The 20,258-nt window shown below is 36.6% G+C and carries 22 protein-coding genes, 1 tRNA gene and 1 other RNA gene; 9 read left to right on the forward strand and 15 right to left on the reverse strand.

Annotation, left to right across the window (positions count from 1 at the left end):
- Positions 1-35: 35 nt before the first annotated feature.
- The 8 genes from CEP47_RS01485 to prmB all read right to left on the reverse strand — a co-directional run bounded on the left by CEP47_RS01485 (position 36) and on the right by prmB (position 6,231).
- Positions 36-112 (reverse strand) — tRNA-Arg (locus CEP47_RS01485).
- Entirely contained in the window at positions 103-966 is an 864-nt protein-coding gene (rapZ, locus tag CEP47_RS01490; RefSeq protein ID WP_261919744.1) for an RNase adapter RapZ, read from the reverse strand. The genes CEP47_RS01485 and rapZ overlap by 10 nt, the downstream gene beginning before the upstream one ends.
- A gap of 24 nt (positions 967-990) precedes the next feature.
- Positions 991-1,518, reverse strand: a complete 528-nt coding sequence (ptsN, locus tag CEP47_RS01495) for a PTS IIA-like nitrogen regulatory protein PtsN (protein ID WP_261919743.1) — start codon at positions 1,516-1,518, stop codon at positions 991-993.
- Positions 1,519-1,557: 39 nt separating this feature from the next.
- Positions 1,558-2,283: an LPS export ABC transporter ATP-binding protein gene (gene lptB / locus CEP47_RS01500; protein ID WP_261919742.1), complete on the reverse strand. Its 726-nt coding sequence runs from the start codon at positions 2,281-2,283 to the stop codon at positions 1,558-1,560.
- An 8-nt stretch (positions 2,284-2,291) separates the two neighbouring features.
- On the reverse strand, positions 2,292-2,840 hold the full coding sequence (gene lptA / locus CEP47_RS01505; protein ID WP_261919741.1) for a lipopolysaccharide transport periplasmic protein LptA: 549 nt from the start codon (positions 2,838-2,840) through the stop codon (positions 2,292-2,294).
- Positions 2,824-3,387: an LPS export ABC transporter periplasmic protein LptC gene (gene lptC, locus CEP47_RS01510; protein ID WP_261919740.1), complete on the reverse strand. Its 564-nt coding sequence runs from the start codon at positions 3,385-3,387 to the stop codon at positions 2,824-2,826. The genes lptA and lptC overlap by 17 nt, the downstream gene beginning before the upstream one ends.
- A gap of 142 nt (positions 3,388-3,529) precedes the next feature.
- Positions 3,530-5,227, reverse strand: coding sequence for a D-lactate dehydrogenase (dld, locus tag CEP47_RS01515; RefSeq protein WP_261919739.1), 1,698 nt, complete (start codon positions 5,225-5,227; stop codon positions 3,530-3,532).
- A 32-nt stretch (positions 5,228-5,259) separates the two neighbouring features.
- Positions 5,260-6,231: a 50S ribosomal protein L3 N(5)-glutamine methyltransferase gene (gene prmB / locus CEP47_RS01520; protein ID WP_261919738.1), complete on the reverse strand. Its 972-nt coding sequence runs from the start codon at positions 6,229-6,231 to the stop codon at positions 5,260-5,262.
- Between the two features lie 160 nt (positions 6,232-6,391).
- Between prmB and smrB the strand changes: the two genes are divergently transcribed.
- On the forward strand, positions 6,392-6,928 hold the full coding sequence (gene smrB, locus CEP47_RS01525; protein WP_261919737.1) for an endonuclease SmrB: 537 nt from the start codon (positions 6,392-6,394) through the stop codon (positions 6,926-6,928).
- An 11-nt stretch (positions 6,929-6,939) separates the two neighbouring features.
- Here smrB and era read toward each other — a convergent pair whose 3' ends face one another.
- The 4 genes from era to lepA all read right to left on the reverse strand — a co-directional run bounded on the left by era (position 6,940) and on the right by lepA (position 11,398).
- Positions 6,940-7,875, reverse strand: coding sequence for a GTPase Era (gene era, locus CEP47_RS01530; protein ID WP_373463117.1), 936 nt, complete (start codon positions 7,873-7,875; stop codon positions 6,940-6,942).
- A 61-nt stretch (positions 7,876-7,936) separates the two neighbouring features.
- The gene (gene rnc, locus CEP47_RS01535; protein ID WP_261919736.1) at positions 7,937-8,617 is read right to left on the reverse strand and encodes a ribonuclease III; all 681 of its coding nucleotides are present in this window, start codon (positions 8,615-8,617) and stop codon (positions 7,937-7,939) included.
- 2 nt (positions 8,618-8,619) lie between these two features.
- Positions 8,620-9,591 (reverse strand): signal peptidase I, encoded by a 972-nt coding sequence (gene lepB, locus CEP47_RS01540; RefSeq protein WP_261919735.1) that lies wholly within the window; start codon positions 9,589-9,591, stop codon positions 8,620-8,622.
- A 10-nt stretch (positions 9,592-9,601) separates the two neighbouring features.
- Complete coding sequence (gene lepA / locus CEP47_RS01545) at positions 9,602-11,398, reverse strand: translation elongation factor 4 (protein WP_261919734.1); 1,797 nt, start codon at positions 11,396-11,398, stop codon at positions 9,602-9,604.
- Between the two features lie 339 nt (positions 11,399-11,737).
- On the opposite strand from lepA, the gene rpmH reads away from it, so the two are divergent.
- From rpmH to mnmE, 5 genes are all read left to right on the forward strand, one after another.
- A complete protein-coding gene (gene rpmH, locus CEP47_RS01550; RefSeq protein ID WP_261919733.1) occupies positions 11,738-11,872 on the forward strand; it encodes a 50S ribosomal protein L34 in 135 nt (44 codons plus the stop codon).
- Between the two features lie 13 nt (positions 11,873-11,885).
- Entirely contained in the window at positions 11,886-12,245 is a 360-nt protein-coding gene (rnpA, locus tag CEP47_RS01555; RefSeq protein ID WP_261921014.1) for a ribonuclease P protein component, read from the forward strand.
- Entirely contained in the window at positions 12,209-12,481 is a 273-nt protein-coding gene (yidD, locus tag CEP47_RS01560) for a membrane protein insertion efficiency factor YidD (protein ID WP_261919732.1), read from the forward strand. Before rnpA ends, yidD begins: the two co-directional genes overlap by 37 nt.
- On the forward strand, positions 12,481-14,100 hold the full coding sequence (gene yidC, locus CEP47_RS01565) for a membrane protein insertase YidC (protein WP_261919731.1): 1,620 nt from the start codon (positions 12,481-12,483) through the stop codon (positions 14,098-14,100). Before yidD ends, yidC begins: the two co-directional genes overlap by 1 nt.
- 79 nt (positions 14,101-14,179) lie before the next feature.
- Positions 14,180-15,541, forward strand: a complete 1,362-nt coding sequence (gene mnmE, locus CEP47_RS01570; RefSeq protein ID WP_261919730.1) for a tRNA uridine-5-carboxymethylaminomethyl(34) synthesis GTPase MnmE — start codon at positions 14,180-14,182, stop codon at positions 15,539-15,541.
- Positions 15,542-15,745: 204 nt separating this feature from the next.
- Here the strand turns inward: mnmE and CEP47_RS01575 are convergent, their stop codons facing one another.
- From CEP47_RS01575 to zapA, 3 genes are all read right to left on the reverse strand, one after another.
- Positions 15,746-16,363 (reverse strand): 5-formyltetrahydrofolate cyclo-ligase, encoded by a 618-nt coding sequence (locus CEP47_RS01575; protein WP_261919729.1) that lies wholly within the window; start codon positions 16,361-16,363, stop codon positions 15,746-15,748.
- A 28-nt stretch (positions 16,364-16,391) separates the two neighbouring features.
- A non-coding RNA gene (gene ssrS / locus CEP47_RS01580) (6S RNA) lies at positions 16,392-16,581 on the reverse strand.
- Positions 16,582-16,649: 68 nt separating this feature from the next.
- Positions 16,650-16,979 carry a cell division protein ZapA gene (gene zapA / locus CEP47_RS01585; protein ID WP_261919728.1) on the reverse strand — a complete coding sequence of 110 codons (330 nt, stop codon included), beginning with the start codon at positions 16,977-16,979 and terminating at the stop codon, positions 16,650-16,652.
- 140 nt (positions 16,980-17,119) lie between these two features.
- Here zapA and CEP47_RS01590 point away from each other — a divergent pair, with 140 nt between their 5' ends.
- The 3 genes from CEP47_RS01590 to ubiH are packed head-to-tail and all read left to right on the forward strand — an operon-like array spanning position 17,120 to position 20,251.
- Positions 17,120-17,671: a YecA/YgfB family protein gene (locus CEP47_RS01590; RefSeq protein WP_261919727.1), complete on the forward strand. Its 552-nt coding sequence runs from the start codon at positions 17,120-17,122 to the stop codon at positions 17,669-17,671.
- Positions 17,672-17,702: 31 nt separating this feature from the next.
- A complete protein-coding gene (gene pepP, locus CEP47_RS01595; protein ID WP_261919726.1) occupies positions 17,703-19,034 on the forward strand; it encodes a Xaa-Pro aminopeptidase in 1,332 nt (443 codons plus the stop codon).
- A 23-nt stretch (positions 19,035-19,057) separates the two neighbouring features.
- Positions 19,058-20,251, forward strand: a complete 1,194-nt coding sequence (ubiH, locus tag CEP47_RS01600) for a 2-octaprenyl-6-methoxyphenyl hydroxylase (RefSeq protein ID WP_261919725.1) — start codon at positions 19,058-19,060, stop codon at positions 20,249-20,251.
- Positions 20,252-20,258: the final 7 nt, after the last annotated feature.

Raw genomic sequence — 20,258 nt, forward strand, 5'->3', positions numbered from 1 at the left:
CCATTTGTTGACGTTATGAATAAAACATAGCAAATTGGCGGACACGGGCGGATTTGAACCGCCGACCTACCCCTTAGGAGGGGGTTGCTCTATCCTGCTGAGCTACGTATCCAAAATATTCATTTTTGTTAATGAATTGTGTTGAATTTTAACGTTTTTTCCTTTGGTTTGGAAATATTTCCCTAATTGTTCAGCTACATAAACCGAACGATGTTTACCACCAGTGCAGCCGATTGCAATAGTGAGGTAGCTACGATTATTTTGTTCTAAGAATGGTAGCCAATTTTCAATATAGGTACGAGTTGAATAAATAAAATCATCTACTACTTTATGCTGTTGTAAAAATTGAATAATTTCAGGATCTTGCCCTGTAAATGAGCGTAGTTCCAGTTCCCAATGAGGATTAGGAAGAAAGCGTGCATCAAAAACATAATCTGCATCTTTAGGAATGCCGTATTTAAAACCAAAAGATTTCACTACTATTTGTAACGCTTTATCACTTGAACCAAGTAACAACTGACGTAATTTTTCTGTCAGTTGATGAGTTGAAAGTGATGAGGTATCAATAATATTGTTAGCATATTGTAATAGTGGGGCGAGTTTTTCTTGTTCCAGTTCAATTGCTGTTTCTAAGGGTAACCCTTGTCCTGATAAAGGATGTAGGCGGCGAGTATCGCTATAACGCCGAATTAAGTTATTACTATCACAGTTTAGAAAAATAATTTTTGTTTGGCAGGTATTTGGTAATTGCTGTAATACACATTCTAACTCAGTTTGAGTTGGAGGTAGATTCCGAATATCTAAGCTAATAGCGGTAGCTTGTTTTTGTTGCGGAAGTTGGTTTAGGAGTTGAGGTATAAATTCTAGCGGTAGGTTATCAATACAGTAGTAACCTATATCTTCTAAGGCTCTTAGTGCAACCGATTTTCCTGCACCAGAACGTCCGCTGATAATGATAAGCTCCATAATTCTACCTTTTACAATCTCGTGTTATGTTGGATTTGAGCCAACTAAAGTATCATTTTCTGCCAGTTCAGTAGGTGTTGTATTTTCTTTTGCTACCGCTTGCTGATCTGATAAGGTAAATGCCATCCAGATTTCTTCAATATTAGATGCTGCACGAAGTTGCTTGCATAGATTTTTATCACTTAAGCGTTCGGCTAAACTTGGTAAAATTGAGGCACACTCGCCACAACAAGCTTCAGGAATCATAACAGCAAAAATCAGATCAACTTGGCGATGATCGGGGGCTTCATACTCAATAGGATTTTCAAGTTGGCAAAATACGGCAATCGGGTTGTTGCCTTGTGGTAATTTAGCGTGTGGAATAGCAATGCCATTATTAATCCCCGTATTGCCCATTTTTTCTCTTGTACAAAGGGCTTCAGAACAAGCAATTGGATCATCACCAGTTTGTTCTGCAATTAGATTAGCGATTAATTCAAAAATACGTTTTTTACTTGAGCTAATTAGCCCTTGACGAATGTTATTTATATCTAGTAATTGTGTAATTTGCATAAAAATGAGCTATGCTTCGTTTCAATAATACCGATTAATTTAGAGTTTGAATTCGTGCCCTAAATAAACTTGTTTTACGATTTCATTATTTAGTATTTCAATTGGACTACCAGTGGCAATCACTTTGCCTTTACCTACAATATATGCTCTTTCACAAACATCAAGCGTTTCACGAACATTATGATCTGTGATTAATACACCAAGCCCTCGATCCCGTAATTCTTTAATGATATTTTTTATATCAATGACAGAAATAGGATCGACACCGGCAAAAGGTTCATCTAATAAAATAAATTTAGGGTTGGCTGATAATGCTCTTGCAATTTCAACTCTTCGTCTTTCTCCCCCTGAAAGGGATTGCCCTAAATTATTACGAATATGTGTAAGGTTAAATTCTTCTAGTAGCTCTTCTGCTTTGTCTTTTTGTTGATTATCATCAAGATCTTGACGTAGTTGTAAGATAGACATTAAGTTGTCATAGACGGTTAAACGGCGAAATATTGAGGCTTCTTGTGGTAAATAGCCAATACCTTTTTTAGCACGTTGATGCATAGGTAAAGCACTAATATCTTGTTCATCAATTTTAATTGTACCACCGTCTTGGTGTACTAAACCTACAACCATATAGAAAGTCGTCGTTTTACCTGCACCATTTGGGCCTAACAAGCCGACAATTTCCCCTGAGCAAACATTTAAACTGACACCATTAACAACTTGGCGACCTTTATAACTTTTGGATAAATGTTCTGCTGATAATACCGCCATTATTGTTCCTATTGTTGTGTTGATTGTGGAGCTGTTTTTGGATTACGTGCTTGTTGTAATTGATTTGGTAAAAGCACTGTTTTTACTCTACTGCCATCAAAACCTGCTTTTAATTGCTGTTTTTTGACATCGTAAGTAATTAAATTACCACTAATTTTGCTATCTTGTTGTTGTAAAGAAGCGTTTCCGCTAAGTTGCAAAAATTCTTTTGCAACATCATAGTGCACTTTATCCGCTTTACCTTGGACAAGTTTACCATTATCAAGTTGTTGTTGAAATGTAACTGGCTTGCCGAAAGCTTCAATCAGATCAGTGTTTTTATTGTTATCTTTTTTATTTGAACGAATAATGATGACTTTATCTGCATTAATTTTCATAGAACCTTGAGTAATCACTACCTGATCGGTAAAAGTAACTAAATTTTTTTCAAGATCAAGGGTTTGCTTATTTGAAACAACATTAATTGGTTGTTGGCTATCATTAGTCAGTGCAAACAGGGTTGTGGTAGAAAACATTAATGCAAGTGTTAAGAAAATATGATTATGGCTTAATTTCATAAGATGTTTTAACCTGTTCTTTGAGGATCGCTGTTTTCGTGCGTAAGTTACCAATAAGTTTCTTGCCACTTGTAACAAAATTTTGTCCGATAATACTGGCTATTGTATCAGAAGTTATCTCTTGTGTCGTTAGGTTAACTTCAGCTTGTTCAGTTTCAATTTTTTCTAATTTCGCATCAGGGGTTAGGTTTTGAATACGGACGTTTCCATTCAGCAAAAGATCGTTTTTTTTATTTAAAATAGCTTTGTCTGCTTTTAATACCCAGCTTTTGAGTATTTGACCATTATTCATTTCATAAATATATACTAAGGGCTTTTCAAAAATAGTTTGTTCGGTTTTAGCATAATATTTTACTGCGGTAGCACTGGCGACATACTGAATTGAACCATTAGGAGAATAGACGGTGGTACGCATATTTTTCCCAATATATTCAGGGGCATTGAGATCTGATGCGAGTTGTAAGGGTTGTGGTTGGTTTAGTGTATAAAACCAAGCCAGTAGTATAGCAGCAATAATAGCTAAAATAATATTCCAAAATCTATTCATAAATTCCTCAGCGATTAAGCAAGGGCGAATAATAGCATAATTTACTGAGTATCGTCATTGCCAGTGCATAGATTAGCGTAAAAAATCAAAGTGCGGAAAATATTAAACTATCCGCACTTTACCTATTGATTTGCTTTTTATTTTACGCTTGCCAGTTTTTCTTTTTCGAGGTTTTACCTATTCCGGGGTTAAAGGTATTGGTTGGATCGAGTTGCTGATAGAAATTTTTTAATTCAGGTTTAGCATGGTAGAGATGTCCCACATTATGTTCTGCTGGATATTCGGCACCACGTTGATCTAATAATGCTAACAGTTGTTGTTTTAATTGATGGACATCTTCCCCTTTTTTCGCAATATAATCTTGATGGAAGACATGGCACATAAAATGCCCATAATAGAGTTTATGGATAAATTTTTGATCCAATTCAGGTGGCAGAACTTCTAACCAGTCCGATTGATTGCGTGGTAGTGCAATATCCAGTGCAACAATATCTTCTACGGTGTCGTGATGAACCGCACGATAACGACCAGCAGCACCAGCGGCAACAAAGCGATGAAGCATTGCAGCTTGTGCTTCTTCAGCATTACAGATAAAGAAATCTCCTGATTTATCAGAAAAATAGTGTGTTAAAAATTGTTTTGCTTCTTCAATGCCATCACCTGCCATTTTTAATATTAAATGGTGTTCGTACTTTTGGCGGTATTCAAGCATTTTGGCTGGCAAGTGTTGAGGTAATAAGGTTGAAATAAATTGCAGTAGTTTGTCAGATAAACTTTCAGGTAAAAAACTAAATTTACTGCATATCCGATCAAAGCGATTTTTCATTGCAAAGAGTTTTGGCAGGTTATTCGTGCCAAGTTTTTTTATTGCCCAAAAGGTATCTTTGCCATATTTTGTGGCAATATCAAAACCTTCACGGTGAATAAATTCGCCTGATACAGGTAAGTTTTTAAAGCTACCTAAGATAGTTCTTCTTACCGCATTAAGATCGGCAATATCGTTAGTGCCGATATAAAAGACTTGAGTTGTTTTTTCTAAGGGAAAGGTATCAAGACGTACAGCAAAAACCATTACTTTACCAGCACAGCCTGACGCTTCATATAAACGGCGAGGATCAGCATTAAAGCGAGCAGGCGTATCTTCATCAATTTGGCGAACATGTTGGCAATAATGATGATCATGCCCTTGACCGGCTTCCAAATTAATATCTGTTGCTTGATATTGTTGTTTTTCTAGGCGTGATAGGATTTCTTCTGGGGTATCCCCTAATTCAATTCCTAGATGGTTAATTAGTTCTAATTCACCTTGTTGATTAACACGAGCAAAAATCGACATTTGAGTGTAGGTAGGACCACGTTGTACCAAAGACCCTCCTGCATTGTTACACACACCACCGATAACTGAAGCTCCAATACAAGAGGAACCGATAACTGAATGTACTTCACGATTATGTTTGGCTAATTCAGTCTCTAATTTGAATAAGGTACTACCCGGTAAGCAAACGACTTGTTGAGCTTGGTTAATTAACTGAATCTGATCTAAACGCATTGTACTAATAATAACAATATCACGATCATAATCATCGCCATCAGGGGTTGAACCTCCTGTCAACCCGGTGTTTGCCGCTTGAGTAATGACGATCACATCTGCTGCAACACAAGCTTTTAAAATGTACCATTGTTCAATTAATGAACCCGGTATGGCTACAGCGAGTGCTTTTCCTTTACCAAAACGAAAACCTTGGCGGTATGGCAAAGTCTCATTAGGATCTGTAAGCAGATATTTTTTACCAACAATTTGTTGCAGTTGTTCAATTAATGTTTGTGGCTGTGTCGTCATATTTATCTCCTACGTGTAGATAGTTATTCTACTTAACGATAGCTTGCAAATTGATCTTGTACTGAGAGTAACTGATCTTTGGTGAGCATAAAGATACCATCACCACCATGTTGGAATTTTAACCATTCAAAAGGTACATTAGGGAATTGTTCGATTAAATGCACCATACTATTTCCCACTTCACAAATTAGTACCCCGTTATCATTGAGGAAATCAGCTGCTTGCGCAAGAATGCGTTTAACGAGGACTAAACCATCTTGTCCTGCACCTAATGCTAATTCAGGTTCATGAAAAAATTCTGCTGGCATATCTGCTAGATCTTCTGCATCAACATAAGGTGGATTTGAGACGATCAGATCATATTTGCTAGCAACTAAATCATTAAATAAATCAGACTTAAACGGGAATACCTGATCATTAACGTTATGACGATCGATATTAATTTCAGTAACTTGTAAGGCATCGTCAGAAATATCAACCGCATCAATTTCAGTATTAGGGAATTTTTCAGCACAGGCGATTGCAATACAGCCACTACCAGTGCAGAGATCTAGAATTTGTTTTGGTTCACTTTTTAAAAAACCTGTAAACCCATTTTGAATTAATTCAGCAATCGGTGAACGTGGTACGATAACTCTTTCATCAACATAAAATTCTAAACCACAAAACCACGCAGTATTGGTTAAATAAGCAATTGGTTTACGAGTTCCTAAACGCTCGATCACCAAATGAATAATATGTTGTCTTTCTTTCTGAGTTAAACGAGAGTTGGCGTATAATTCAACGGGGAGATCGATTGGTAAGTGTAAAGCGGATAGAACAAGTTGGACAACTTCATCCCACGGATTATCATGTCCATGACCATGAAAGATATCAGAAGCGTTAAAACAGCTATATGCCCAGCGTAAATAATCTAAGAGAGAGTGCAAATCTTGACTAATGTTTCCTTGTTCTTGTTGAATGCCTACAACCAGTTCTTGATTATATAAAATCGGCGAAGTCATAAAAAAATCCTTTAACTATTTTCTGTATATTTATGAAATATATAAATTATTAGTGTAAAGTGGCTTTTTATATCATACTTTTATAATTCAATGTACACTTTAGCCAAATAAATGTGACGAAATTCTCAATTAAAGAGAAATGTTAGTAAAAAGGAAGGTTATGCAATTAAGTGATGAAGAAAAGCGTTTATTTCGACAAGCCGTACAGGGAACAAAAATCCTGACTCAAAATACGCTTGAACCACAGAGTAAATATAGAAATAGACTTAAACAAAATACTTTTTTAAAAATAGAAAATGAAAAACGCCAATTAAGGGAGCAGAACGATACCTTATTTTATTTTTCTGATGAATATGAACCACTATTAGATGAAGAAAAAGTAAAATATTTAAGATCTGGAGAAGATAAGCATTTACTTAAACAGCTTCGCCGAGGAGATTTTATACCCGAATTATTTTTGGATTTACACGGTTTAACCCGAGAACAGGCAAAGCAGGAACTTGCTGCATTGATTTTAGCCTGTGAAAAAGAGAATATTATCTGTGCTTGTGTGATGACAGGTTATGGTACTTATACCTTAAAGCGACAAATTCCACGTTGGCTGGTTCAACATCCAAAAATAATCGCCATTCATCAAGCCCCCAAAGAGTGGGGTGGTGATGCGGCGATTTTAATTTTAGTCGAAACGATTAAATAATAAGATGATGATTATTCATCAATGTAACCTAGGCTGCGTAGGGCACGTTCATCATCTGCCCAACCAGCTTTCACTTTAACCCAAAGTTCAAGATGGACTTTATTATCAAATAAACGCTCCATATCTCGGCGAGATTCAATACCGATAGTTTTAATTTTTTGTCCGTGATGACCAATCACGATTTTTTTCTGTCCTTCACGTTCAACTAGAATAAGGGCATTAATTTCATAGGTGCCACGTTGATTTAATTTAAATTGTTCGATTTCTACTGTGACTGAATAAGGTAATTCTTCCCCCATAAAACGCATTAATTTTTCACGGATAATTTCCGATGCCATAAAACGTTGTGAACGATCGGTAATGTAATCTTCAGGGAAATGGTGGATACCTTTACGCAAGGAATGGCGGACAATTTGTTCTAATTTGTGAACATTGTTACCACGTTGAGCTGAAATAGGAATAATATCTTTAAACTCAAATTGTGTAGTGATATGTTGAATAAATGGTAAAAGTTCATCTTTATTCTTAATATTATCAATTTTATTAATGGCTAATACCACTGGTGTTTTGGTTTTGCGTAATTTATTTAAAACCATTTCATCATCAGTTGTCCAATGTGTACCATCAACGACAAAAATAATTAGATCAACATCACCAATCGCACTACTTGCTGCACGATTCATTAAACGGTTGATTGCACGTTTTTCTTCAATATGTAATCCGGGCGTATCAACATAGATAGCTTGGTATTTTCCTTCTGTATGAATACCAACAATGCGATGTCGTGTTGTTTGTGCTTTACGAGAGGTGATAGAGATTTTTTGTCCTAAGATTTTATTTAATAGAGTTGATTTTCCTACATTAGGGCGACCAATAATTGCAATAAAGCCACAATAGCTTTCATTGTCTTGGGCTTCGATTATTTCTTCAGTGATTATATTGTTCATTTATTTATCCAGAGTTAGTGAATATTAGGCATAAATGCTAGATTGCCTGATATTCATTCGGTTATTTTATTTCTAAAGCCACTAATATGGCTTTCGCTGCGGCTTGTTCAGCTTTTCGCCGACTACTGCCTTTTCCTGAAACAGTTAATTCAGGTTTTGATGTTTTACATTCAACGGTAAAGGTTTGGTTATGTGCTTCCCCTTTGATATCAATAACATCGTAAAGGGGTAAAGGTAAGCGTTTCCCTTGTAGATATTCTTGCAAACGTGTTTTAGGATCTTTTTGATTATCACCGGGTTGAATTTGTGTGAGTAGTTCTTGATACCACTGTTGAATAACAGGCATAACCGCTTGCCAACCAGCATCAAGATAAATTGCACCAATAATCGCTTCAACGCAATCAGACAGAATAGAATCCCGCCGAAAGCCGCCACTTTTTAACTCCCCCGGACCTAAAGTGAGATAATCTCCTAGTTGAAACTCTCTTGCGAGCATCGCAAGTGTTTTTTCTCGCACTAAAGTAGCACGCATACGGCTAAGATCACCTTCATTTACCTGTGGAAATTTATGATATAAGGCTTCACCGATAGTAAAATTGAGAATAGAATCGCCTAAAAATTCTAAGCGTTCATTATGTAATGTTGCCGCACTGCGGTGTGTTAAAGCCTGTTTTAATAATGCAGGCTGTTGAAAGTGATAACCAATTTTCTTTTCTAATTTAATAAGATTTTGTTGCTTCATTATTACTGAATTTTTTTAAAGAAACGATCTGTACGAATTCCTGTTGGAAATTCCCCTTCTTTACGTTTGAGACTAAGTACAACAACAGTTGCTTTCCCAACTAAGTTTTTTTCAGGGATAAATCCCCAGAAACGACTGTCATTACTATTATCTCGGTTATCGCCCATCACAAAGTATTCACCTTGAGGTACAGTCCATTCACCAATCGTTTCACCAGCTTGTTTATAATAATATGGTGCAAAATTTAAGGGTTCAGGGTTAAGCAGAATCTGGTGAGATACTGCACCGTTTTCAGTTTTTTCTATTTGTGCTTCATTATGGTAAACAAATTCTGGGTTTGCTTTACCTACGGAATAGGTATAGGTCTGGCTTGAGCAGTTTTCTTTACCGCAGGCTGGTGTGATCGTTAAAGTTCGAGTGAAGGCATCGTACTTAATATGATCACCGGGTAAACCAATCACACGTTTAATGTAGTCAACATTAGGTTGAGGTGGTGCTTTAAATACAACGACATCTCCTCGTTTTGGTTCGCCAGTTTCGATCAATTTATGTTGGAAGATGGGATCTTTAACGCCATAAGCATTTTTATCTACTAAGAGAAAATCACCAACTCTTAAAGTTGGTTCCATTGAACCAGAAGGTATTTGGAATGGCTCATAAAAGAAGGAGCGTATGATAAAAATGATCGCAATAATAGGAAACATTGAAGATAAATATTCAACGCTTTCTGAAACAGGTTCTACTCGATTTTTTTCTGCGTCTGTTAATGTTTTACCACTGCGAGTTTCAAGGCGATTAATTTGGCGTTTACGTTTTGGTTCTAAGACAAACCAATGATAGCCCCAGAAAATTCCTGTGATGATTGTTAGTAGTAGGAAGATGATTGACAATACATTGGGTAAACCTAAAGCGTCAAATACCTTCCATAAAATAAAACAGAGCAGTAATAAAATCGGGAGTAAATACTTTGACATAAAGTGCTCCTTATTTCTCTTTTCCAACGTGTAAAATGGCTAAAAATGCTTCTTGAGGTACTTCAACATTACCTAACGATTTCATACGTTTTTTACCTTCTTTTTGTTTCTGCAATAGTTTTTTCTTACGGCTAACATCTCCGCCATAACATTTTGCTAAAACATTTTTACGTAATTGTTTTACCGTTGAACGAGCAATAATATGGTTGCCAATCGCAGCTTGAATTGCAATATCAAATTGTTGGCGAGGAATTAACTCTTTCATTTTTTCAACCAATTCTCGACCACGATATTGGGCGTTATCTTTGTGAACAATTAATGCGAGCGCATCAACACGTTCACTATTGATCATAATATCAACTCGTACCATATTAGCGGCTTGGAAACGTTTAAAACCGTAGTCTAAGGAAGCATATCCACGTGAGGTTGATTTTAAACGATCGAAGAAATCAAGTACCACTTCTCCCATCGGGATTTCATAGGTTAAGGCAACTTGGTTACCATGATAAACCATGTTGGTTTGAACCCCTCGTTTTTCTACACATAAGGTAATGACATTCCCTAAATATTCTTGTGGAACAAGCATATTACATTCAGCAATAGGCTCACGAATTTCAGCAATATTATTTAATGGTGGTAATTTTGACGGACTATCGACATAAATAACCTCACCATTAGTTTGTTCTACTTCATAAATAACGGTTGGGGCAGTGGTGATAAGATCAAGATCATATTCTCTCTCGAGACGTTCTTGGATTATTTCCATATGTAATAATCCCAAGAAACCACAACGGAAACCAAAGCCTAAAGCTGTTGAGTTTTCAGGTTCATAGAATAATGCCGCATCATTTAAACTTAATTTACCTAAGGCATCTCGGAAAGCTTCATAATCATCAGAACTGATAGGGAATAAACCAGCATAAACTTGAGGTTTAACTTTTTTAAAGCCGGGTAATGCTGAGGTTGCTGGATAATTGTGGGTGGTTAAGGTATCCCCTACTGGTGCTCCTAAAATATCTTTTATTCCACAGACAACCCAACCGACTTCGCCACATTTTAATTCTGTTGTATCTAGTTGTTTTGGGGTGAAAATACCAAGACGATCAACACCGTAACTTTGACCGGTACTCATCACTTTGATTTTATCGCCTTTTTTTAGTATCCCATTTTTAATTCGGACTAAAGAAACTACGCCAAGATAGTTATCAAACCACGAATCGATAATTAAAGCTTGTAGAGGAGCGTTAGGATCTCCTGTAGGGGCTGGAATACGTTTGACAATATCTTCTAAAACATCTTCAATGCCCACCCCTGTTTTGGCGGAACAACGAACTGCTTCTATGGCATCAATACCAACAATATCTTCAATTTCTTCGGCGACACGTTCTGGATCGGCTGCAGGTAAGTCAATTTTATTTAAAATTGGCACAACCTCTAGATCCATTTCAATTGCAGTATAGCAGTTAGCTAAAGTTTGGGCTTCAACCCCTTGACCTGCATCAACAACTAATAAAGCTCCCTCACAGGCTGCTAATGAACGAGATACTTCATAAGAGAAATCAACATGTCCGGGCGTGTCAATAAAGTTTAATTGATAAGTTTCACCATCTTTTGCTTTATAATTTAAGGTAACACTTTGTGCTTTGATCGTGATGCCACGTTCACGTTCTAGATCCATTGAATCAAGAACCTGTTCTGCCATTTCCCGATCAGAAAGACCACCACAGGTTTGAATTAAGCGATCTGAAAGAGTTGATTTGCCGTGATCGATATGGGCAATAATTGAGAAATTTCTTATATTCTTCATATTTAAGGTATTTTAATTGATATAGTCTTAATCTAGTCGAAAATCATAACTGGCAGATTGTACAGTAATATTTGTGAAACCGCTATATCTAACGTGGTGAATAATTAAAAGTGAAAACTAATTACTGTGACGGAAATAGGCTAAAGTCTATATTAGCATTTGACGAATGCTAAAATTGTGATTAAAATTGCACTCCTTTTTATATGGTAACTTCTGCTTAGCAATAATTATCTTCATTTTTAATGCTATATTTAGGCTTAGGTTTTTAACAACTTGCAGAAATTTAGCCAGAACGAGATAAATTTTGCCGAGCAATTTTTTAATTAGGTAGATGAAACTATGAAACGCACATATCAACCGTCAGTTTTAAAACGTAACCGCACTCACGGTTTCCGTGCCAGAATGGCAACTAAAAACGGTCGCAAAGTATTAGCACGCCGTCGTGCAAAAGGTCGTGCTAGTTTAAGTGCATAATCCGTGTACTTGTGTGATTAAGCAAGGCTTTTCAAGGGAGTTACGTCTGTTAACTCCCGATCAATTTAGATTCGTGTTTGAGCAACCTCTTCGTGCATCTACACCAACAATCACTATTCTTTCCCGTCCTAATCAATTAGAGGTTCCACGCCTAGGTTTGACCGTTGCGAAAAAGCACGTTAAGCGAGCGAATCGTCGCAATCGTATCAAACGGATTTGTCGTGAAAGTTTTCGCTTAAAACAGCAAGATTTACCCTGCTGTGATTTTGTGATTATTGCTAAAAAGGGCATTGATGAGGTGGATAATCAGACTTTGTATCTAATGTTGGAAAAATTATGGCAACGTCTCATTCGCCTTTCGCCAAAGTCTTAATCCTTTTGATCCGTTTTTATCAGGTGGTAATTAGTCCATTAATTGGCCCTCGCTGTCGTTTTACACCAACTTGTTCTGCTTATGGTTTAGAAGCAATTAGAACATATGGTGCAGTAAAAGGGGGTTGGCTAACATTAAAACGTGTACTAAAATGTCACCCTTTAGGTTCTTCCGGATACGATCCTGTTCCGCCACGAACAGAGCATCACAACCATAGATATAGAGAAAAAAAATAATGAACTCACAACGTAGTTTACTCGTTATTACCTTACTTTTTATTTCTTTCCTAATTTATCAACAGTGGGAAATAGATAATAATCCACCACCAGTTACTTCACCAACTCAATCTCAGACTCACAATAGTGCGTTACCACCTAGTTCACAAGCAGAAAACTATGCGGTGAAAGTGAAAGGAAAGGTAGTCAGCCTGCAAAGTGATGTATTACATTTAGATATTGATACTGTAGGTGGTGATGTTATTCAAGCGGACTTATTAAAATATCCAGATGAGTTACATTCAAAACAACCATTTAAATTATTACAAGATAATAAAGAGCTTATTTATATCGCTCAAAGTGGTTTAGTGGGTAAAAATGGTAGTGATAGTGTTGATGGGAGAGCTATCTATCAAACTAATGACGAACACTTTGTTTTACAAGAAGGGCAAGATCAATTAGTCGTACCTTTTACTTATCAAAAAGATGGGGTAACTTACCGCAAAATTTTTACTCTAAAACGTGGTAGTTATGATGTACAGGTTAATTTTGAAGTTACTAACAATAGTGGAGAAACTATTGAGGTTCAACCTTATGGTAAATTAACCCATACAGCAGTGGAAGATACTAGCCATGTGATTATGCCTACTTATACTGGTGGAGCATATTCATCTCAAGAGACAACTTATAAAAAATATAAGTTTGAAGAGATGGTAAAAGATAATTTATCCGTCAATACTAAACAGGGTTGGGTGGCAGTATTACAGCATTATTTTGTTTCTGCTTGGGTACCTGATCAGACGGTTGAAAATCATCTTTATACCCAGTCTTATGCGAATGATAATTTAGTCAGTATTGGTTATCGTGGGCCTGTTACACAAATTGCAAATGATTCAACAAAAACACTTACCAGCCAATTATGGTTAGGACCAAAATTGCAGCAACAAATGGAAAAAGTGGCTGACAATTTAGATTTAACCATTGATTATGGTTGGGCATGGTTTATCGCTAAACCATTATTCTTGTTATTGCAATTTATTCATAGTTTAGTTCATAACTGGGGATTAGCTGTCATTGGCGTTACTATCGTGGTGAAAGCACTACTATATCCACTTACTAAAGCCCAATATACTTCTATGGCTAAAATGCGAATGCTGCAGCCGAAAATCCAAGAAATGCGTGAACGTTTTGGTGAAGATCGCCAACGTATGAGTCAAGAAATGATGGAATTATATAAGAAAGAGAAAGTAAACCCATTAGGTGGTTGCTTACCAATCTTATTACAAATGCCTATTTTCATTGCACTTTATTGGACATTCTTAGAAGCGGTTGAATTACGTCAAGCTCCATTCTTTGGTTGGATACAAGATCTTGCTGCACCAGATCCATACTATATTCTGCCAATATTAATGGGAGCATCGATGTTATTATTACAAAAAATGTCACCAACACCAGTAGCTGATCCAATTCAACAGAAAGTAATGTTATTGATGCCAGTAATCTTTACCTTCTTCTTCCTGAATTTCCCATCAGGCTTGGTATTATACTGGTTGGCATCTAATATTATTACCATAGTACAACAACAACTTATTTATCGTGGTTTAGAGAAAAAAGGATTACATTCTCGCCAGAAAAAATAGTATTGGATAGAATTAGATTGAAAAGGCATCTCTTTGAGGTGCCTTTTTCGCTAGAATTAATAAGCATAAGGAAAAAGAGATGTTAACAGAAACAATAGTTGCACAAGCTACTGCACCTGGACGTGGTGGTATAGGTATTTTGCGAATTTCAGGACCACTTGCAGTTCAAGTTGCTGAAAATGTGTTAGGCAAATGCCCTAAACCGAGAGTGGCAGAATATTTACCCTTTAGAGATAGTGATAATAGTATCTTAGATCAAGGAATAGCACTTTATTTTAAAGCACCAAATTCCTTTACTGGTGAAGATGTACTTGAATTACAAGGGCATGGTGGGCAAGTTGTTTTAGATTTATTGTTAAAACGAATTTTACAAATTAAAGGAATTCGTATTGCTCGTCCCGGTGAATTTTCAGAGCAAGCGTTTCTTAACGATAAAATGGATCTCGCACAAGCGGAAGCGATAGCTGATTTGATTGATGCGAGTTCTGAACAAGCCGCACGTTCCGCATTAAAATCTTTACAGGGAGAATTTTCAAATAAAATCAATCAATTAGTTGATAAGATTATCTATTTGCGTACTTATGTCGAAGCTGCAATTGATTTTCCTGATGAAGAAATTGATTTTTTAGCTGATGGTAAAATCGAAGGGCTGTTAAATGAAATTATTGCTCAACTTGATCAAGTTCAAGCTCAAGCGAAACAAGGTTCATTGTTGAGAGAAGGTATGAAAGTGGTGATTGCTGGACGACCTAATGCAGGAAAATCTAGTTTACTAAATGCGTTGGCAGGAAGAGAAGCGGCAATTGTAACTGATATAGCAGGTACAACCAGAGATGTTTTAAGGGAGCATATTCACTTAGATGGAATGCCTCTCCATATTATTGATACAGCAGGTTTACGAGAAGCGACTGACGAAGTAGAGCGTATTGGTATTGATCGAGCGTGGATAGAGATTGAACAGGCAGATAGAGTACTTTTTATGATTGATAGCACCACAACGCCTGAAAGTGATCCTGCAAAAATTTTACCTGAATTTATCACACGCTTACCTTCTTCATTACCCATTACAGTTATTCGGAATAAAGCAGATTTAAGCCATGAAATAGAAGGCATTAGAGAAGAAAATGGTTACTCTGTTATTCGCTTATCAGCTAAAACGTCTCAAGGGTTAAGCCAATTAATTGATCATTTAAAACAGAGTATGGGATACCAAACGGTAACTGAAGGCGGATTTTTAGCTCGTCGTCGTCATTTAGAAGCGTTAAATAAAGCGGCTGAACATTTAGAGTTAGGGCATATCCAACTCACTCAATTCCACGCAGGTGAATTACTGGCAGAGGAATTAAGAATGACACAAAATGCTTTGAGTGAAATTACAGGTCAATTTACAGCAGATGATTTATTAGGCAATATCTTTAGCTCTTTCTGTATTGGGAAGTAAAGAATATATAAAAAATTATGAGATAGGTTCTAGATTATGCTGTTTTGAATGAAAGCAACAAGAAGGTAAAACAGCAGTATTAAATATCGTAATCGTTAGTTTCAAGTGAAGGTCTAGACCTATCAATTTATTATATAGGTTTGTTGTCAAATGAGATTTTAGTATCAAGAATAATATTCTGATAAGTTGTCTAGTGATTGGTTATTAAGCGACTAAAACCTTTGCTAATCCGATGTCCCATGCTTGAGTTGGAATTTTTTTTACTTGCTGGCAGGCATAGGCTAAGCCCACTGGGTAGATTGACGTTTGCTGCCAGTTTTGTAAAGTACGGTCATAAAAACCCCCACCCATTCCTAATCGATTATGTTTGGAATCAAAGCCAACTAAGGGTGTGAAGATGATGTCTAATTGGTTCAAGGGTAATATTTGGCGTACATCTAGCTTAGGTTGAAATATCCCAAATTTATTTTTTACCATTGCGGTGTTAGGTCGATAATTGATGAATAAGAGATAACCGGGACTAAATGGGTGTAATACGGGAAGATAAACTTCTTGTTTTTGTTGCCATAGAGCGTGAATTAATGGGGTGGTATCAATTTCGTGATCAAAAGGTAAATACAAGGCGATATGTTTAGCTTGGCGTTGTTGAATAAGTTTTAACGCTTGTTGGCTAATATTTTGGCTAGCTTGTTGTTGCTGATTGAGAGAGAGTTTTGCTCTTTTTTGGCGTAAAGTTTGACGTAATTGTTGTCTTTGTTGGCTAATTTGTTGTGGGGTTTTTGTCTGTGGTATTGCTAGAGAAATGGTTGATGGGGCTAGCATAGTAGTGTCTTTATTATTAGAAGAAAATGAAGATCCCGGAAATGCCGTTATGAGTGTCAGTCCTTGAACCCAAAGGTTCAAGGGAGTCGGTAAGGCAACTTTTAGGCTTCTCAGTTCAGCGAACTGCTGAGCTTGCTCACCAGTTGCGGGTAACCAACTCTAAATAATGCGAGTATCGGCTCAGGGACATAACCCATTGACGAACATTCCAGGAAATTTGTAGGAATACTACCGTAAATTTAGCATTTTGACTAGGTTTAAACACAGAAAATTAAAATTGGATTCCTTATTTCTGATTGTCTGATGTTAAATTAATCCGTAATGGGCGAGTATTAGCTAAAATATCGCTGAGAGAATGATCCATTTGTTGAATACGATCTGTTACCACATTAGTTTGAGTGCTATTTTTGAGTTTTTCCTGTTCTAATTCATAACTTAGATTTAAACCCACAATCGCTAAGACTTTTTCTAGTTGTAAGATATTGGTGCGAGCTTTTAATTCATTAACACGTTTTTCTAAGTTTGCAGCGGCAATTTTTAAGGCTTGGTGTTGATCTTCTGGGCAACTTAACCGTAAATTTTGACCAAAAATATGCAAATCAATATTTTTAGACATAGATTTACCTCTTTTATTGATTTAAAGGAGAGAATACGAAGTATTATGCCATAGCTACGCATTTTCGTCATAGTTTAATTGGTCGTAAATAAATGATAGTGGTAGAATATTGTTTTTAAAAATTTGATCGAAAATTAATTATGTCTATTACTTCATTACAATTTAATCAAGAACTAAAACAAGCGGGTATTTCTTTAAATGGGGTTGAGTTGCACGGTTTTTTAAGTGGCTTAATCTGTGGTGGTATCCAAGATGATAGTTGGCAAACCTTGATGTTCCAGTTTAGCAATGATAATCACGCTTATCCCACAACTCTATTAACGCAAATAACGGATTTTTATCAAAAAACCAGTCAAAAATTAGCTGATGTTGGAAGTTTTGAGTTTTCTCCTGACTTAGGTGGTAATGAAGATCCTTTTTCTCGAGCAGATGCTTTAAGCGAGTGGACAAATCATTTTTTGCTTGGCTTAGGTTTAGCACAACCGAAATTAGATAATGAGCAAGGTGATATTGCAGAGGCATTGGCAGATTTGAGAGAAATTTGTCAGCTGGGTTATGATTTAGATGAAGATCAAGAAGAATTGGCTATTGCATTAGAAGAGGTTGTGGAGTATATCCGTACGATTGCAGCATTATTCCATACCTATTTTTCCAGCACTCAAATTCAAAAAACTCAGGTGAGTGTACATTAAATTATTAATTATCTAACAACGTAGGTGATATATGGATCTCAGTTATATGGCAGAATTGCCACAACAAGATTTTCAACAACGGCGGCAACAACTTTTAGCACAAATGCAAGATAACAGTGCTTTGTTAGTTTTTTCTGCCCAAGAATGTTATCGGAATGCTGACTGTGCCTATCCATTTCGACAGGATAGTTATTTCTGGTATTTAACGGGATTTAATGAACCTGATTCTGTGTTGTTATTAAAGAAAAAGGGACAAAGTTGGCAAAGTGTGATTTTTGTTCGTCCAAGTGATCCCTTAATGGAAACTTGGAATGGTCGCCGTTTAGGGGTTGAGAATGCGGCTGAAAAATTGTTGTTTGATCGTGCAATAAGTGTTGAAACATTGGATAGTGAGTTAACTAAGCTTTTGAGTGGTGTAACTACGCTTTACTATGCTGAAGACATACAGCCGTGGGGCGATAAACAAGTGAGAAAGTTACTTTCTACAATGCGAAAACAAAGTCGGCAAGGGATTAAAGTACCATTAGAACAACATTGTTGGCGATCTTTATTAGATGAAATGCGTTTGTTTAAATCTGATAATGAAATTCGTTTAATCCAACAAGCTGGGCAAATTTCGGCGTTAGCTCATATTCGTGCGATGCAACAGTGCCGCCCTAATTGTTTTGAATATGAATTAGGAGCTGAGATTGTTCATGAATTTAGTCGTTTTGGTGCAAGATTTGAGGCATATACATCAATTATCGCAGGTGGTGAAAATGCGTGTATCTTGCATTACACGGAAAATGATATGCCATTAAAAGATGGTGATTTGGTTTTGATTGATGCTGGCTGTGAGTTTGCAATGTATGCGGGGGATATTAGTCGGACTTTTCCTGTCAATGGTAAATTTAGTCAACCGCAACGAGAAGTTTATCAGATTGTTTTAGAGGCTGAAAAAAAAGCGATTGAGTTATTAGTAAATGGTAGTTCAATTAAGCTAGCCAATGAAGCAGTGTTACGTATTCTAGTCGCTGGCTTAGTTAAACTTGGGATCTTGCAAGGAGAAGTTGAGCAACTGATTGAAGATAAAGCGTATTTACGTTTCTATATGCACGGCTTAGGGCATTGGCTAGGTTTAGATACACATGATGTTGGTGACTATGGTACTCAGCGAGACCGTCTGTTAGCACCGGGAATGGTGTTAACTGTTGAACCGGGATTGTATATTCCAAATGCTGAAGATATTCCTGTTCAATATCGAGGGATTGGGATTCGGATTGAAGATAATCTTTTAATTACTGAGTATGGCAATAAGAATTTGACCGCAGCGGTTCCGAAAGAGATCGATGAAATTGAAAGGTTAATGCAAGGTAATATTTAATCATTAAGTGGTGAGTAACGTTTATGCAGCAGTACGATATTATTATTAACGGTGGTGGGATTAATGGTTTAACTTTGGCTTTGGCGATTAATAGTTTTTCCCAACCACGTCAATTAAGGATAGCGATTATTGAACGTTCACCACATCAACACCACCAAGGTACGGGATTTGATGCTCGCAGTATTGCATTATCCGTTGGAACTTGTCGTAAATTGGCTAAAATTACATTAGCGAACCAAACTAATTTATGGCAGCAGTTTCAACCTTATATTGAACCTATCTTTAATATTCATGTTTCTGATCAAGGGCACGCTGGATTAGTTGAGTTTAGTGCAGAAGAATTGCATTTATCTCAACTTGGTGCGGTAATAGAATTAACTGCCGTAGGCGAAGTACTTACCAAAGCATTGCAACAAGCACCTAATATTGATTTTTATTGTCCAGAACAGATTACCAGTGCTGAGTTTTCACCACAGCAAGTAAAAGTCTGTTTGTCTAATTCAATGGAATTAACCTGTTTACTATTAGTCGGGGCTGATGGTAGCTACTCTAAAACGGCTAAAATGGCAGGAATTGAAACTTCTATTGTACGAGATTATCAACAAACCGCTGTGATAGCGAATATTTTATCTAGTGAACCACATCAAGGTAGAGCTTTTGAACGTTTTACCTCACAAGGACCACTTGCTTTATTACCGCTACAAAAGAATCTACTTTCACTGGTATGGTGTTTAAAAGAGGCGGAGCAGATCCTTTCTCTAGATGAAGATACTTTTTTACGACATTTACAACAGCAGTTTGGTTGGCGATTAGGACGTTTTAAGCAAACAGGGCAACGTTATGCTTACCCATTGTGTTTGTCTCAAGCTGAACGTCATACTGCAACTCGCTTGGCATTAGTTGGTAATGCAATGCAAAGCTTACACCCAATTGCAGGACAAGGGTTCAATTTAGGAATAAGAGATCTTTTTGCTTTAGCTAAAGCGATTGCTGATTGTCAGGATATTGGTTCTCCTACTATGTTACAAGCTTATACTCAAGCACGTCTTAATGATCAACGCCGTACAATCACATTAACTGATAGTTTAGTTACTATTTTTGCAAATGATTTTTTACCGCTACAAATCACTCGAAATTTAGGTTTAGGTTTGTTAGCTAATTCAAAATACTTACGACAACAATTTGTAAAACCAATGTTAGGTTGGGTATCTGCTTAGGGAAAGA

The organism is Mergibacter septicus, assembly GCF_003265225.1.
Lineage (GTDB): Bacteria > Pseudomonadota > Gammaproteobacteria > Enterobacterales > Pasteurellaceae > Mergibacter > Mergibacter septicus.